Source organism: Pseudobutyrivibrio sp. C4, from assembly GCF_900111635.1.
In the GTDB taxonomy this organism is placed as follows: Bacteria; Bacillota; Clostridia; order Lachnospirales; family Lachnospiraceae; genus Pseudobutyrivibrio; species Pseudobutyrivibrio ruminis.
Genome location: NZ_FOHF01000001.1, coordinates 249147 through 265892 on the forward strand (window position 1 = coordinate 249147; position 16746 = coordinate 265892).

Genomic DNA, 16746 nt, shown 5'->3' on the forward strand with positions numbered 1-16746 from the left:
AGGAGGACATGATGGAATTTTATATTAGAGAGGCTGAAATTGCCGATGCCGCTGCCATTTGCGACATCTACGGATACTATGTTGCAAATACTTTTGTTACTTTCACAGAGGTAAATGGCTCGGTTGAGGATTATCAGAAGTCCATTATTGAAACAAAGAAGGATTATCCTTACATCGTTGCTTGCGATTCTGAAGGCAAGGTGATTGGTATGGCTTATGGCGGCAGGGTTCGTCATCATGATGCCTACAAATATTCAGTGGAGACTACTATATATTTAGCACCTGATGTTCCTAAGCAATCTGGAATAGGAAAGGCCTTATATGGTGAGCTTCAGAAGCGTCTTTCTGATATGGGATATAAATTCATGTACGGAGTTATTACAGATGACAATGAGCCTAGCATCAAGTTCCACCAGGCTTTGGGATTTGAAGAGGTAGGTCATTTCACAGATATAGGTTATAAATTTGGAGAATGGAAAGGGATTGTGTGGTATAGAAAACAAATCGGTGATTTGAATGATATGCCTAGCAAATAGTGGTTATGAAAAGAGCGCTTAGATATATATTGGTATCTACATTATCAATATTTTTTACTTTAATTGCAGTCGGCATTATTTACATAGTTGCTGATACACATAGCAGAATACAGGTTCAAGAAGGTGAGACTTATTCTAGTGAGCAGGTTGAGGAGCTTGTTGACGAGGCAAAGGCTGAGGGCCAGAAAAGTGTTCTTGATTCCATCAAAGAATCACTTGAAGAAGGAAACACAATCATTTCGGTTTTGAAGTCTCTATATCCTGAATATATTGTTGTTGCAGCAAATTCCAAATACAACTTTGTCCCAATTAATGATTCACTTCCTAAGAATTCTTTCGATATTAATAATCTTCAAGAGGATGAAAATGGCATTTATTCTTATGTAGTGGACGGCCAGGTTGTTTCTAGAAAAGGAATAGATGTTTCTTCTCATCAGGGTGATATCGATTGGGAGGCAGTTGCTGCCGATGGGGTTGAGTTTGTATTTGTCAGAGCTGTCTACAGAGGATATGGTACAGGCAAAATCGTTGTAGATGAAAAATGTATCGAAAACATCGAAGGCGCCCAGGCAGCAGGCCTTGATGTTGGAGTTTATGTGTTTTCGCAGGCTATTTCCCAGGCGGAAGTATTAGAGGAAGCATCCACTGTTCTTAATCTTTTAGATGGATATACACTTCAGCTTCCAATTGTATTTGACGTAGAAAAGGTAAGCGATAGCGAGGCTAGAACAAATAGCCTTACAGTAGAAGATAGAACAGCACTTACTATTACATTTTTAGAGGCTGTCCAGAATGCAGGATATGATTCAATGATTTATCATAATACTGAAATGGGAGCGATGCTTCTAGATTTTACTCAGCTTACTGATTACAAGAAATGGTTCGCTGGTTATAACAAAGAGTTTTACTGGCCATATGAGTTTGACATATGGCAGTACTCTGAAACTGGTAGTGTAAATGGAATAAATGGAAATGTTGATTTAGATATTTGGCTAGCCCAATAAAAGGCTAGCCAATTTTGTATTATCTTCTGGATTCATAAAGCAAATTCTAATGTATTTTTCACCAAGATAAGGGAATGTGGAACAATCTCTGATCATGAGACCTTGACGAATACATCTGTCAAATAAATCCCCACTTGTAATGCCGTCTTCTAATATTTTTAAAAGCATGAAATTGCCCTGTGGCTTATATGGCTTGAAACGGCTACTTTCATCAAAAAGCTTGAATAAGCGGTCTCTTTCTGATTTTATTAAATCTCTTGTTTCTTGAATGTAATCCTCATCAGTAAACATTAGAGTGCCGGCTATTACAGCGATTGAATTAATTGACCATGGATCTTTACGCTGGTTCATAATCTGCATTAAATCAGAATTAGAACAAATAGCATAGCCTAATCGAAGACCAGGGGCTGCAAAGAACTTGGAAGTTCCTCTCAGTATTGCGATGTTTGTATAGGTTCTGGTAAGGCTGACTGCAGATATTTCTTTTACATTTTCTGCAAATTCCACGTATGTTTCATCTACCATTACAAAAATATCGCTTTCCTTACAGGCATCAAGAATAAGACGCATGTCATGGACGTTGATTGCAGTACCGGTAGGGTTGTTTGGATTGCAAATAATAAGCATATCGATATCTTCTGATAACTTGCTTATAAAATGAGCTGGATCAAGTACGAAATCATTTTCTTCACGAAGAGGATAGTAGATAGTCTTTCCTCCGCATAAAGCGATTTCGCGTTCGTATTCTGAGTATGTTGGTCCCAAAATAAGAGCCTTTTTAGGCTGCTGAATCTGGATGAAAAGGGAAATCAGCTCTGTTGAACCATTTCCTACAATTATGTTTTCAACCTCTGTAGAGCAGTAGTTTGCAATGCACTGACGAAGCTGTACGTAATCTCTGTCAGGGTATGTTGTAATGCAATCGATTTGCTCCTTGATTCCTTCTCTTAATTTAGGAGAAATCCCAAGTGGATTAACATTAGCAGAGAAGCTAATGATGTTTTCTTTTTTAATTCCGTAGATTTGTTCAATTTTTTCTAAATCACTTCCATGGAAGTGGTCTTTGTGTTTAATCATGCCTATCACCTCGTTTTTTATATAGTAGCACCACGTTTAACAAATATCCATCTTTTTGTTTCTATTTCGTTTGAAAACACAACATGTTGTGCTATAATTTGAAAAGAATATGCTAGGATTAGTGGGTGTATACCTAATCCTTGGAATGTAGAGGAAGAATGTTTTGAGAAAAAGAATCTATCGAATATCAGAGGATAAATTCGATGACTTAAAACCAAATATAGAATTTGAAAGAGAACAGATAGAAGAGACATGCTATGTGGGCGATACATTTACTGGCAGTTTCTTCTTTAAGAGTCTTAACAACGTTAAAATCAGGGGTGTAGTCTATTGTACAAATCCATACGTGCAGGTTAGCGACCCTTGGTTTGACAAGGAAAACGTTCGTATCGAATATAAAGTGGACGATTTCAATTACAAATCAGGAGAGGCTCTTTCAGGTGAGTTCATTATTGTAGCGGTAGGAATTGAAAAGCACATTCCTTTTACCATTACATACGCTACTCGACCTTTAATCACTTCTGTTGGGGAAATTCATGATTTAAAGGCTTTTGCAGAGCTTGCTCAAAATCATTTCAGCGAAGCTGTTTCTGTGTTCTATTCAGACCGATTCGCTGAGTTCATTTCTGATTTAGATAAACGCACCAGATTATTATATCGCGGCTTCAAAGCAGCTCCGATTGCTGCTGTTAATGTAGATGAATTCCTTGTTTCTACAGGACTAAAGCCAAAAATGTCCTTTGATGTGCAGGAGAGATGTGACAAATACTACGAGGTAAATGAAAACATTCGTGGTGAAATAGAAATTGTTCGTTCTACGTGGGGCTACATCGATGTAAAAGTTTCATGCGATGCTGATTTTGTGTCAGTTGAAAAAGAACATATTACATCTGACTTTTTCCTTGGCTCTATCTTCAATATGAATTATTACATTCACAAAGATAGAATGCATGAAGGTCTTAATTATGCCAAGATTTCTTTTGATTACAGAGGCATTCATAAGGAAATCACTATTATTGCATCATCTTTAAAAGAGGATGCCACTTTAGATTCTGAAAAGCATAAGAAGGATATGCAGATTCTTAAGGCATGTCGTCTCTACGAAGACTTTAGACTTCGCAAAATCACTACAGGCCAGTGGTGTCAGGAGACACTTTCTGTATTAGATTCCATTTCAGAAGAGGACGATGAAGACAACTTTACTCTTTTGATGAGAGCGTTGGTTTATGTTACAAACAACCAAAAGCAAGAAGCTCTTTGGATTATTCAGGATTTGAAGCGAACTATCGAAGATAAAAGCAGCACACAGTGGGCTTTTCTTCTGTATATTTGCACCCTCATCGAAAGGGAAGAATCATACGTAGATAGGCTTACTGGCAACATAGAGTCTATTTATCTTGAGCATCCTGATGATGTTAGGATTTTCTGGTTTTTGATGTTCCTAAGAAAGGAATACATAAAGAACCCTACTGCAAAGCTCAGGGATATTTCAGACTGGGTATCAAGAGGTTTTGATTCGCCTCTTCTTTACATTGAGGCTTACTACATTTTTGTCCAGGATCCATATTTAATATCATCCTTCGACGAACTTACAATCAAAGTCCTTAATTGGGCGAGAAAGAAAAATGCAATTTCAAAAGATATTGCTATTCAGATGATTCATGTTATTGAATCTGAGAGGACCTACAATCCTAAAGCCCTTCCTATTATCGAAGCCTGCTATGAAATCTATCCTGATTTACAGTTTTTGCTTGCCATTGTTACCTATCTTTTAAAGGCAAACTACATCGAAGAAAAATTCTTCAAGTGGTTTAAAATGGCTATCGAAGCAAACCTTCATGTATCAGGAATTTTTGAGGCATACATGGAAGCTATGCCTACCTATTCTGTAGATAGGTTCCCACAGCTTCTTACTATGTTCTTTAAATACAACAACGATCTTTCTTATGAAAAGAAAGCACTTCTTTATGCCAATATTATTTTGCACAGGGCAGAAGATAGTGATACCTATGATCATTATGAATCAGCTATAGAAACATTTGCACTTGAGCAGCTAAAGCTTGGTCGTTTGGATGATAATCTTGCTGTATGTTATCAGCGTCTCATGGAGCTTGGGATTTTTGATAAAGAGGTTGCAAAGCTTGTTTCAGAGCTGGCATTCAAAAAGAAGCTGGCCGTTATCAATCCGGATATACGTAGAATTTTCTTATATCAGGATGAGTTCAAAACACCTGTGATTGCTAATGTTTCAGATCATAAAGCTTATGTTAACTACATAGGCAGCGAAGGTGTTTTCTTCCTTGAGGATAATGATGGTTATCTGTTTGTAGATGATGAAGCATACTTTAAGGAAGATGTTATAGATGCTACTGCATATTTCAATACCCTTAAGGAATTGGCGCCACAGAGCATGGCTTTTGTTCTTATGGATTTAAACAATCTGGAAGATTCAGAAAGCATCAAAATGTTACTGGATTCTAAGCAGATTTCTTTGGATTATTTGCGTAGCATGTATCCAAAGATTATCAAGGTACTTCGTAAAAACGAAGAGGATGCTTTGATAGAGCGTCATTTTATGCATGAGGCAGATCTGAAATCTCTTAGAGCAGAGGTGATTGCCGATGTTCTTGAGGTGTTTGTCAGCCGTAGCAAATACGAGGAAGCCTACTACATGCTTCAGCACACAAACGGTTCTCAGCTAAGGCCAGAGGTTGCCACAAAGCTGTGTCAATTTATGATAAATCAGGATTCTGAAAAAACAGATGATTTCCTTATCCTGATGACAGCTCATTTGGTACAAAAGGGATTTGTACATGGAGATATGATTAAGTATCTCATCAAATTCTACGTTGGTCCAACAGACGTCATGATGCTGATTTACAACAACGCTTATGAACGCGGTGAAGATGTTGTGGAATTCTCTGAAAGAATTCTTACACAGGTTCTGTATAGGGATTTCCTTTGCGATGGCATAATGGAAGTCTTTGATTCATATGTTGCTAGAAAGAACAACAAAATGATTGTCGAGGCTTTCCTTACATACGAAGCACATAGTTATTTGTCTGAGCACAAGGAAGTACCAGGAGAGATTTTCTCACATATTTACAATAGATATAAAAAGGGCCTTACGGTTAACGAAAGTATGCGAATAGCTCTTCTTAAGTATCTTTGTCTACAGAAAGACCTGGATGAAGATGATATGAGCATGTTGGATATGCTTTTGGCAGATGCCATTTTGCGTAACCAGTACTTTGGATTCTTTGTTAATTGCAATGAGAAACTAAAAATTAAATATCACTTGTATGACAAGCATTTCATAGAAATTGCTACTGATAAAAGAAAATCTGTCGTTATCACATACTCTATCAACGGTCAGGAGCCTCTTGAGGAGGACATGATTGAAATGTACGACGGATTGTACGTAAAGCAGTTTATCCTGTTTTATGGTGACGAGCTTAGATACGAAATCTATTGTGATGAGCTTTCAGAAGATCCTTTAAAGAGCGACACAATAGTTATGAGTGAAGAGCCTGATGTTAAGAATGGCCGATTCGCTCTAATGAATAGTATCAGCCGCCACAACCTATATGAGGAAGCAGGAGAGCTTGCTGCTGACCTTAAGACTTATCAGGGCTTGGATGCTGTTACAAGAGATTTATTTACTATTATTTAATGGTGAAAGAGGATTTATATGGGAAATTCTGAGGGGGCTTATCTTGGCATAGATATTAGTGCCAGAAGCACAGTTCTTAGTATTTATAAATCAAATATGGATGAGCCGGCTACAGTCAGCACGATTCTTGGTGAGGAAAATTATTCCATCCCTACAGTACTTGCTAAGCGATACGGTATGGGACAATGGTTTTTTGGCGATGAAGCTATTAGCAAAAGCCGCACAAAGGAGGCTATGCTTGTAGACGATTTATATACTTTGGCTCTCAAGAATGAGGAAGTTTTTGTTGATGGAGAAAGCTTTCAAGCCAGAGAGCTTATGGTTATATATTTTAATAAGCTTTTTGCTATTCCAGGTCCCATGGCTGCCATGGGGGATATAGAAAAGCTTGTTGTTTGCGTAGATCAGGTAAATCTTGAGGTCATGGAATTGATGAATTATATCATCTCCAGACTATCCATAGATTCCAATAGGCTTATGCTTATCGACCGCAACGAATGCTTTTACTTTTATGCATTATCACAGAGGCCAGAGTTGTTTTTATATAGCGTAGCCCTTTTTGATTACAGCGGTTCAAACATGATTTCGTGTGTGCTGAATCGTAATCAAAGCACTCGTCCTCAGATGATTACACTTGATGTAGTTAATCATGGAGAGATTACCGACAATCGAGATGAAAAGTTTGATGAGATAATAGCTGACACTTTTGGAAGTACTTTGTTTTCATCAGTTTATCTTGTTGGGGACGGCTTTGATGGCGAGTGGATGAAGGTCAGCCTTGCTAGACTTTGCAAGGGCCGTAAGGTGTTCATGGGAAAGAACCTTTATTCAAAGGGCGCATGTTATGCAGGCTACACCAAGGATGGCAAACGCGACTGGCCTTTCATTTACATTGGCGACAACGATTTAAAGCTTAATCTTTCAATAAAGATTTTAGAAAATAATGTTATGAAATTTTTCACCCTTATCGATGCCGGACAAAGCTGGTACGATGCAAAGGGAGAGTGTGAAGTAATTCTGGATGGTGAGCCAGAGCTTGAATTCTACATCCAAAGGCCAGAATCAAGGGAAGCTCACACAGAGGTTCTTGAATTAACAGATATGCCAAAACGAGAAAACAGAACCACTCGTCTTCGAATAGAAGCAAGTCCTATTTCTGATGTGGCTGTATCTATCGTAATTACGGATTTAGGATTCGGAGAAATTTCTCCATCCTCTGGCAAAAGCTGGGAACACACTATTTCAATTAAGTAGGTAGTTTATGAGTACATTGATTTATTGCAAAAATTCAATAGCAGCTACACCTTATTACATAGAAGAAGTGTCTTTGAATGTATATTCTCTTGAGGAGCTTAGCTATTACATGCTAAATAATGTTTATTTGCTTTCTACTAAGCTGATGAACACGGAGCTTTGTAATTGGATTGGCAGAGAGCTTAAATTTCCTAAGCTTGCTAGCGAGCTTCAGTCAATGGTGCAAAACAATTCGCCTTTGCATATTTTTGTAGGCCATATTTTAAGCGCCAATGGATACGCTTCCAACAAAGAGATTAAGGATGCACTTTCTATTATTTCAACCTTTGAAAACAAATCGGAGGCCGAAAGACGTAAGCTTAGAGCTGATAGACTAATGCTTGGCAACAAGCTTGTAGATGCCATCTATGAATACGAGACTCTACTTGCTGAGGATGTTGCAAAGACAATGCCTCGTACAGTAGAAGGAGATGTTTATCACAATTTAGGATGTGCTTTTGCAAAGCTTTTCTTTTTTGATGAGGCCAGCAAATGCTTTGATGAAGGCTACAAACGTAATCAAAAGAAGCAGACTCTTTATTGTCTTTTATACGCAGCTCGCTGTGGCAAGGATAAGCTTGGATTTGAGGAGTATGTTGCTAAATATCAAGTCCCTAGAAGCGATGTAGAGGAAGTTTTGCAGATTGTTTCCAGGTCCACAATAAAAGAAGATATTGTTGGTTTTGATAGCGCTATAAATGATTTGCTTTATGGTGAATCGTCCCAGGTATCAAAGGAAACAATCCAAAATGTTATCAATAATTGGAAAGAAGAATATATAAAAATCTGCAGGATTTAATTAATATCCTAAAGGGAGAAATGTATGGGATTTTTTTCAAGTAGAAAAAAGAAAAAAGAACTTAGAGCAGCTAAAATTGATGATGCTTTTAACAGAGTTTATTCCCAAATCGAAGGAATCGATAGTTGGGAAGAAGATCCAAAGAAGCTTGAACATTATATTTTGGATTCCTGCGAGCAGATTATTGCATCCACTAAGGCTATGGAACGCCAAAAAATGGAGTATCGAATTGTTACTCGTTATCTTAATGATATAAAGGCTATAGAGAATCTGCCAAAGGAAAAAGCAAAGGAGCTTCGTAATACTGCGTCACGTATATGCGAATTGGAAAACAATCTTGTTAATGCAAGATCAATCCAGAGAAACATTACAGATGAACAATACGAAGTGATTTCTGATGATGAGGCTGATATGCCTGAAATCATTAATCGATTTGCATCAGACGAAATATATCAGGCAAAGCTTAAGCGAAATCTTGCCTATCTTGAAGGTGAAAAAAGTCGATGGGAAATCGAAAGAGAAGAGCTTCAGGGGCAGATTAAACTCTTTAGAAAGATGGCCGTTGCCATTCTTGCATCCTTTATGACGCTGCTTATTTTATTGCTTGCTATGTACAATGCAGCTCAGGCAGATATTTCTATCTGGGTGTTTATAGTTTTATTTATCTGCGCTGTTAGCGGATTTATTGTTTTTGTTCGTCAGAATACAATTGCCAGAGAAAACAAAGTTGCCATTGTTCATTTGAATCAGGCTATTAGTATGCTCAACGTAGAAAGAATGAAATACGTTAATGTGACCAATTCAGTTGAGTATTCAAAAGATAGATATTTTGTCAAAACTTCGGCCGAGCTTCAATACGTTTGGGAACAGTATCAAGATAAGCTTAGAGACCAGCAAAGATATATTCAAAACAATGAGGATCTTGAGTTTTACAATTCTAAATTGGAGAGAATTTTAGGTGAAATCGGACTTGCTGATGATAAGATCTGGTTGAATCAGGTAAATGCCCTTGTTGATAGACAGGATATGTCAGAATGCAGACATAGACTTGTTATGCGAAGAAAGAAGATTAGGGATAGATTAGATGATCATCGTAGGATTGTTCAAGAAGAAAGAGATGAAATAGATAGGCTCATGATTAACCATGAGCACTATCTACCTGAGATTCAGGAAATCATCAAATCAGTTGATAAGCTATGTGGCACAAGCTCAAGCAGTGCCAGAAAGAATGCTTAATATTATTCTAAAATGAAGTCCATATAAACTGGATTGTGGTCTGAATACGCAAAGCCTGTATCTAATACATTTGAGTATTCAACCTTAACATTTGAAGAAACAATGAAACCATCGATTGTTAATACGAAGGAATCCTCGGTGTATGGTGTGTCGGCGTTTCTACATGATGGAACAGGATTTGCTTCATCAAGTGGTCCTACTACACTAAAGTCATCAGATAATAAATCTTCTGGGAATGGCTGGGCCCAATTAGCTTCGCTAGTTGTTCCAAAGTATGCAGATGAATCACCAAGCATATCTTTGTTCATATCGCCACCGGCAATAACGTAATTGCCAGCCTCAACCTCAGCGGTCATATCTTCGTTGAGCATGACAACCTGGTTTTCAGCAGTTGATGGATCTGTAGTGTATGCAGACAAATGAACATTGTATAAAACAAGCTGTTTGCCATTATCAAGATTAATATAGTTTTTGCAATAGCATCTATCCAGGTCGATGAACTTTGATAAGCCTTCTTCGATTGGAAGAGAGCGACGGATAGAGCTTGTTATTGTGGCTGGTGAAACTGTTAAAAGTCCAGCTTTTGACTTACCGTGAGGCTGAGTAAAAGGATACATCAAGAATGGACTATCATAATTTTGCGCGAAAGTGTAGTTTACATCACTTATATCAGCATCAGCTAAATCTGAAATGATAAGTTCTTTCTGATCTACGTGATAACTTCTTGTAGAATCGATATCAACTTCTTGGAAAAGCATTAAATCTGGGTCCAAAGACATAACGCTATTTACTGAGCCATTGATGTTATCGTACACAGCTTCTTTTGAGTATGCCCATGACTCTGTGCCGCCATCCATGAAGAATGAATAGTCTGCAGAGTATGCACCAAATCCAAGATTTGCAGATGATATTCGATAGGTTTCTCCGATTGAAAGAGTATCTGTAGATGTTGAACCTTCGATTTCGAGTTCTAGATTATCGTCTAAACGATAATACGAAGCGAATACATAAACTACATATCCGACAAGTAAAAGAACGATGATTAGTAGAATAATAAGAATGGTTTTTAAAACTTTTTTTGCCATATATTCTTTCCTTTCAGATGTTTAAAAATTCATTAATAATATATCATAAAAGCTTGTTAGAATTCTAAAATTCATAATATATTAAAATAATTTTAAGGAGTTAGACATGATTTTTCAAATTAAAGAGTCAAGAGAGTACAGACTGAATTTATATTACATAATAGCTCAGGGTCTATACTGGATGATGGTATGCTGTACAATCAGCATGGGCTCAGCTTATTTATCTAACAGAGGTTATTCCACAGTTGGAATAGGTGCTTTATTTGCTATCGCTTTTTTAGTAGCTACAGTGTTACAACAGGTTGTTTCATATCTGACAGATAAAGCTGCTAGCTTTGATGTGGTAGATGTTTTAGCTTTGCTTGGTGCTGTTGTTACATTGGATTTATTCTTTGCTATAGGAACAAATTCTAAGGGCTTTGGAACTAGCTTCACATTCTTTATTGGAGCTATGGTTGCCACAGTAATACAGCCATTTTTAAATGCGCTTAATTTCCATATTGAAAAATACAATGTGAAAATGAACTTTGGAGTTGCCAGAGCAAGCGGGTCTTTCTTCTTTTTTATAATGAGTTTGCTTGTTGGAAATTTCATGACTCTTACATCTGAAAGAGCAGTAACTATTCTTGGATTTATTGTTTCTGCAGCCTTTGTTGTTGTAATCATTCTTATATATAGAGAATTAAAGAATTCGGGAATTGAAATTAATGAAGATTATGATCCGTTTTCCGAAGAATCAAAATCGGATAGTTTCAGTTTAGAATCAGTAAAGAAGTTTATTAGTAAATATGAGATGTTTTTCGTTTTTTTAATTGGTGTTGTTTGCTTTTATTTTGGACATGTTTTGATAAACAATTTCTTATATCAAATCACCGTCAATGTTGGAGGAAACGAGGCCAGCAACGGAGGGCTCCTAGCACTACAGGCAATCGTTGAGCTTCCTGCTATGATTTTCTTTAATCAGCTTAAGGATAAATTTGGCACCAAAAAGCTTCTTAGTGTTTCTGCGATATTTTATTTTGTTAAAATCCTTGTTACAACCTTGGCAACATCTGTTGGATTTTTATATTTCAGTATGTTATTCCAGGCTTTGGCTTTTGCGATTTTCATTCCAGCATCTGTTCATTTTGTAGATGAAATCATGAATAAGCAGGATGCTGTTAAGGGACAGGCTTTTGTAACTATAGCTATGACATTTAGTAATTTACTTTCAAGCTTGCTTGGTGGTGTATTAATTAGAATTATTGGTGTAACACCTGCTTTATGGTTTGGTACAATCATCACTTTTGCAGGAGTGGTAATAGCTATATTCGGTTTAGCAAAAATCTGCGAAAATAATTAAATAAAAGATAGATTTTTTTGGTACAAATTGCTAAAATAATTATATACAATTATTTTAAAGGATTGATATGGCTAAGTATAATATTGGTGGATACATCTTCGATGATGAGAATAAAGCAAAAAAAGCCGCCAAAGAGCTTAAGGCAGTTGAGTATATCTTGGGGCAGATCAAAGACAGCGATGAGAATGCTGTGCTCACTGTATATAAAAAGCTTTTGAATCAGCGAATGTTTTCCACTGAAATCGGTATGAGTTTTCTAGCTCAGCTTAGGCAGAATCTTTTAGATTCAGAGGTTTTTACGCCGGAGGATATTCCTCCTGTTTATTCTTTAGAAGAACCCCCTAAAGACGTGACACCAGAAGAAAAAACAGAAGATACAAATTCATCTTCTGATGAAGAAGTATCTAAAGCTAAGAAGGAAAAAGCCGATAAAAAAGTTGTGGCTAAAGTCACAAGTGATTCTTCAGAAATCAAAAGACTAAAAGCTATCAACAAAGTCCTATTAATTTTTTGCATTGCATTGTTGCTTTGCGTTTTGGGAATGTTTTATGTGAGTACCACAATAAACAGCCCGACCATACTCGATTACGAAGAAAAGCTAATCGACAAGTATTCTTCTTGGGAGCAGGATCTTACCGAAAGAGAAGAAGCAATCAGGGAGAAGGAACAGGAACAACAATAATATTATTTCAAGGATTGGGGTTGGTGTTATGTCTAAAAACAAAATTCTTGTGGCTGATGATGAAAGCCGAATGAGAAAACTTATCAAGGATTATTTGGTAAGAGAGGATTACGAGGTCATAGAGGCCGAAAATGGTGAACAGGCTCTCGATATGTTCTATATGGACAGCGAGATATCACTTATCATTTTGGATGTTATGATGCCAAAAGTTGATGGGTTTGCCGTTTTGAAAGAAATCAGAGAGACTTCTTCTATACCTGTTCTTATGCTTACAGCTAAGGGCGAGGAAAATGATGTTCTTAATGGTTTTGAGCTTGGTGCTGATGAGTACATTAACAAGCCATTTTCTCCAAAGATTCTTATGGCCAGAGTTAATGCAGTTCTTAGAAGAAGCACAGATGATTCAATCGGCAAGAAGGTTGTTGAAGCTGGTGGCATTCAGTTAGATGTTGATGCCCATGTAGCAACTAACGATGGTACTCCTGTAGAGCTTTCTGTTAAGGAATTCGAGTTGCTTTATTACTTCATCAATAATGAAGGAATCGCTCTTTCAAGAGAAAAGATTCTCAATCATGTTTGGGACTATGATTACTTTGGAGATGCTAGAACAATCGATACTCACGTTAAAAAGCTTCGTAGTAAGTTAGACGATAAGGGAAACTACATCAAGACTATTTGGGGCATGGGGTATAAATTTGAAGTCGACGCAAAGGTCTAATAAAATTAATCGCCAAATTGTAGGATTGATAGTTGCAATCATACTTGGTTCACTTGTTATTGTTAGTATTCTATCATCCTGCTTTTTAGGCGATTATTATGTTTTAACAAAGAGACATGATATGGTAGAACTCTACGATATCATGTCTAATAAGTGTAATGAGGGTGTTTTATACGGACAAGATTATGAAGCAGAAATAGCAGCCTTATTTGATAGGTTTTCTGTAAATTGCGTTGTTACAGGCGCTAGCGGAGAGCCTTTAATTTCGTCTAATACTAATTCTGAGATTTTATTGAATCAACTCAATTATTCAATGTTTTCAAACGATGAATCTGTAGATGTCATTAACAAGAATGATAATTACGAGATTTTTAAGCAGGCTTTTCCAGGTTCAGAGGATGATTATCTTGTTCTATTAGGATTGCTCCCTGATGGTAGTATCGTTTTTATTAGAGCTACTTTATCTGCAATGGAGCATACCAGTTCAATCACAAACAAGTTTTTCCTATATATGGTTATGATTGCGATTCTTATGACTACAGTATTTAGTCATTTTGCGATTGCAAAATTTACTCAGCCATTATTTAACATAATTGATATAACGAAGCGTATTTCAAACTTCGATTTCGAAGCAAAGTACACGCCTCAGGTTATATATAATGAGATGGATGATTTGGGTGAGCATGTTAATGAAATGTCTACTACATTAAAACGTGCAATTAGCCAGCTTCGTACTGCTAATGAAAGCCTGAAACACGATCTTGAAGTTCGTGAAGAAAATGAAAACATGCGAAAAGAATTCGTATCAAATGTTTCACACGAGCTTAAAACACCAATTGCCCTTATCCAAGGCTATGCCGAGGGTCTGCAGGAGGGCATTATGGAGGATGAGAACAGCCGTCAGATTTATCTTGATATCATCATTGATGAAGCAAACAAGATGAACCGTTTGGTTAGAGAAATGCTCATTCTTAATCAGCTTGAAGCTGGTCAGATGAATATGGATATGGTTGATTTTGACGTGACAGAAATGATTGATAGTGTTGTTGATAGCAATAAAATCAATTTCGAAGCACAGAATATTACCTATTCATTTATCAACAAAGAACCTTGCGTGGTTCATGCAGACGAATTCTTAGTGGAGCAGGTTATTACTAACTTTATTAGTAACGCAATTCACTATGTATTAAATGAAAACATCATTAATGTAAGATATGATTTTGTTAAAAAAGGCAAAGTTCGAATTAGTGTATTCAATTCCGGAAATAACATTGCCAAGAAGGACATCAAGCACATTTGGGAGAAGTTTTACAAAGCTGATAAGGCTAGAAGCCGTGAATATGGCGGCAGTGGTATCGGCTTGTCCGTTGTTAAAGCTACAATGGATTTGATGCATGAAAAATTTGGTGTTGAAAACTTGCCAAATGGAGTTGAATTTTGGTTTGAGTTAACTTTGACAAAAGACACAAAAATCAAACAAAATTCATAGAATTTTCTGATTTTTTGTGTTGAACAATACACATATTAATGCTAACATACCATTAATGATTAGTTTATTCTTCTAGGAGATAGCATGAAAATTAAAAGATTTTTCCTTTTGATTTCGGTTATGTGTTTTTCTCTACTTTTCACCGCTTGTGGTGAACCTTTGTACACTATGACAGAGGAAGAAGAGGCGGTAATCACAGCTTATGCCTCGAAAACTGTTTCAAAATTCAATAAAAATCAGACAACAGGAATTGCCAATGCCCGCGTAAAAGCTGGCGAACTGGATGATGAATATGAGCCTGATGAAGCTGATTCAGAGGAAACAGAAGAGGTAATTGACGAGGAAAATACAGAAGTCGAATATGATCCAGAAACTGGCGAACCTATAGTTACAGATGAGACTGAAGAAGGCACTACCGAAGAAGGTTCTGAAGATGCAGGATATTCTATGACTGATGCAATTGAGATACCGGGTGTAGAATTTACTTGCTCTGAGTTTGATGTGACTTCCGATTACAAAACAAACAATTTTGTTCTACAACAGGTTTCTGGCAAAAAATACGTAGTACTTTCTATTGAAGCGAAAAATACATCAGATTCATCTGTTAATTTTTCAAATTATACAGGAAGAACATACAATTTATCATTGAATGGTGGAGCAAAAGCAAGTACCCAGTACACACCATTGTCAAATGATTTAGCTAACTATGATGGCATACTGGCAGCTGGAGAATCAAAATCATTTATTTTGGTCTTTCTATTCAGCGATTCGTCAGTAGAAAATATATCCTCACTTGAATTATTCATTACAAGTGATGGCACAACAAGAGGGACAACCATATAAATCATATAATTGATTTAAATGAGAGGAGATTTGCATGGATACTAATATTTTATTAGAGTCGGGCACTAACGAGCTCGAAGTACTTGAATTTAAGGTTGGCAAAAATTTCTATGGAATTAACGTTGCCAAGATTAGGGAGATTTTGTTATATCAACCAGTAACACCTCTACCTAATGCGCATCCTTCTATAGAAGGTATCTTCATGCCAAGAGATATTATGATTTCTGTCATTTCTCTTCGCAAGTGCTTGAATATTACAGATGAAGCTGATACAGACGGCTTATTCATCATTACAAACTTCAACAGTTTGAATACAGCTTTCCACGTTGATGAGGTTCTTGGAATTCATCGTGTTTCTTGGGAAGACATCATCAAGCCTGATGCAACTATCAGTTCTGATGAATCTGGAGTTTCAACAGGTGTTATTAAGTTAGAAGACAGACTCGTTGTTATTCTTGATTTCGAGAAGATTGTTACAGATATTAATCCTGAGACTGGTCTTAAGGTTTCAGAAATGGATGATTACGAGACAAAAGATCGTAGTAAATCACCTATTTTACTTTGTGAGGATTCACCACTTCTTTCAAAGCTTATTGTTGAGTGCTTGAAGAAGGCTGGTTACACTAACCTTATCGTTAATATGAACGGTCAGGAAGGTTGGGACAAGCTTGTTGAGTTCCACAAGAGAGGTACAGTTCTTAACGACGTACATCTTATTATCACTGATATCGAGATGCCTCTTATGGATGGTCACAGACTTTGCAAGCTCGTTAAAGAAAATGACACCATGAAGAACATTCCACTTATTATTTTCTCATCACTTATTAACGACGAGATTAGACGTAAGGGCGAAAGCCTTGGTGCCGATGCTCAGCTTACAAAGCCTGAAATTGGTAAGCTTATTTCAGTTGTTGATGAGCTTGTTGCTAAATACGAAGTCGCTCGTAAAGGCAATTAAAATTTTTAAAA

General features: G+C 36.8%; 14 protein-coding genes. 12 read left to right on the plus strand and 2 right to left on the minus strand.

What is annotated here, in order from left to right; genetic code table 11:
• Window positions 1–11 precede the first annotated feature (11 nt).
• Together BMY66_RS01180 and BMY66_RS01185 are read left to right on the plus strand one after the other, a co-directional pair.
• On the plus strand, window positions 12–536 hold the full coding sequence (locus BMY66_RS01180) for a GNAT family N-acetyltransferase (protein ID WP_090393882.1): 525 nt from the start codon (window positions 12–14) through the stop codon (window positions 534–536).
• A 5-nt stretch (window positions 537–541) separates the two neighbouring features.
• Window positions 542–1540, plus strand: coding sequence for a glycoside hydrolase family 25 protein (locus tag BMY66_RS01185; RefSeq protein WP_090393883.1), 999 nt, complete (start codon window positions 542–544; stop codon window positions 1538–1540).
• On the opposite strand, the gene BMY66_RS01190 is transcribed toward BMY66_RS01185, so the two are convergent.
• Complete coding sequence (locus tag BMY66_RS01190; RefSeq protein WP_044934680.1) at window positions 1529–2617, minus strand: pyridoxal phosphate-dependent aminotransferase; 1089 nt, start codon at window positions 2615–2617, stop codon at window positions 1529–1531. The genes BMY66_RS01185 and BMY66_RS01190 overlap by 12 nt on opposite strands.
• Before the next feature lie 163 nt (window positions 2618–2780).
• Between BMY66_RS01190 and BMY66_RS01195 the strand changes: the two genes are divergently transcribed.
• From BMY66_RS01195 to BMY66_RS01210, 4 genes are read left to right on the plus strand one after another with little or no spacing between them, the layout of a single operon-like run.
• Entirely contained in the window at window positions 2781–6290 is a 3510-nt protein-coding gene (locus BMY66_RS01195; protein WP_090393884.1) for a DUF5717 family protein, read from the plus strand.
• Window positions 6291–6308: 18 nt separating this feature from the next.
• Window positions 6309–7544, plus strand: a complete 1236-nt coding sequence (locus BMY66_RS01200) for a DUF5716 family protein (RefSeq protein WP_033154207.1) — start codon at window positions 6309–6311, stop codon at window positions 7542–7544.
• Between the two features lie 7 nt (window positions 7545–7551).
• Entirely contained in the window at window positions 7552–8382 is an 831-nt protein-coding gene (locus BMY66_RS01205) for a hypothetical protein (RefSeq protein ID WP_049960265.1), read from the plus strand.
• Between the two features lie 24 nt (window positions 8383–8406).
• Window positions 8407–9618 (plus strand): AAA family ATPase, encoded by a 1212-nt coding sequence (locus tag BMY66_RS01210; RefSeq protein ID WP_044934674.1) that lies wholly within the window; start codon window positions 8407–8409, stop codon window positions 9616–9618.
• Between the two features lie 2 nt (window positions 9619–9620).
• Here BMY66_RS01210 and BMY66_RS01215 read toward each other — a convergent pair whose 3' ends face one another.
• Window positions 9621–10703, minus strand: coding sequence for an endonuclease/exonuclease/phosphatase family protein (locus tag BMY66_RS01215; RefSeq protein WP_090393885.1), 1083 nt, complete (start codon window positions 10701–10703; stop codon window positions 9621–9623).
• A gap of 106 nt (window positions 10704–10809) precedes the next feature.
• Between BMY66_RS01215 and BMY66_RS01220 the strand changes: the two genes are divergently transcribed.
• The 6 genes from BMY66_RS01220 (at window position 10810) to BMY66_RS01245 (ending at window position 16735) form a co-directional block, all read left to right on the plus strand.
• A complete protein-coding gene (locus BMY66_RS01220) occupies window positions 10810–12045 on the plus strand; it encodes an MFS transporter (RefSeq protein WP_090393886.1) in 1236 nt (411 codons plus the stop codon).
• 67 nt (window positions 12046–12112) lie between these two features.
• The gene (locus BMY66_RS01225) at window positions 12113–12727 is read left to right on the plus strand and encodes a hypothetical protein (protein WP_090393887.1); all 615 of its coding nucleotides are present in this window, start codon (window positions 12113–12115) and stop codon (window positions 12725–12727) included.
• Between the two features lie 28 nt (window positions 12728–12755).
• Complete coding sequence (locus tag BMY66_RS01230; RefSeq protein WP_033154202.1) at window positions 12756–13445, plus strand: response regulator transcription factor; 690 nt, start codon at window positions 12756–12758, stop codon at window positions 13443–13445.
• The gene (locus BMY66_RS01235) at window positions 13423–14934 is read left to right on the plus strand and encodes a sensor histidine kinase (protein ID WP_143064490.1); all 1512 of its coding nucleotides are present in this window, start codon (window positions 13423–13425) and stop codon (window positions 14932–14934) included. Before BMY66_RS01230 ends, BMY66_RS01235 begins: the two co-directional genes overlap by 23 nt.
• Before the next feature lie 84 nt (window positions 14935–15018).
• Window positions 15019–15777, plus strand: a complete 759-nt coding sequence (locus BMY66_RS01240) for a hypothetical protein (RefSeq protein ID WP_090393889.1) — start codon at window positions 15019–15021, stop codon at window positions 15775–15777.
• Between the two features lie 34 nt (window positions 15778–15811).
• Window positions 15812–16735, plus strand: coding sequence for a chemotaxis protein (locus BMY66_RS01245; protein ID WP_044934656.1), 924 nt, complete (start codon window positions 15812–15814; stop codon window positions 16733–16735).
• Window positions 16736–16746: the final 11 nt, after the last annotated feature.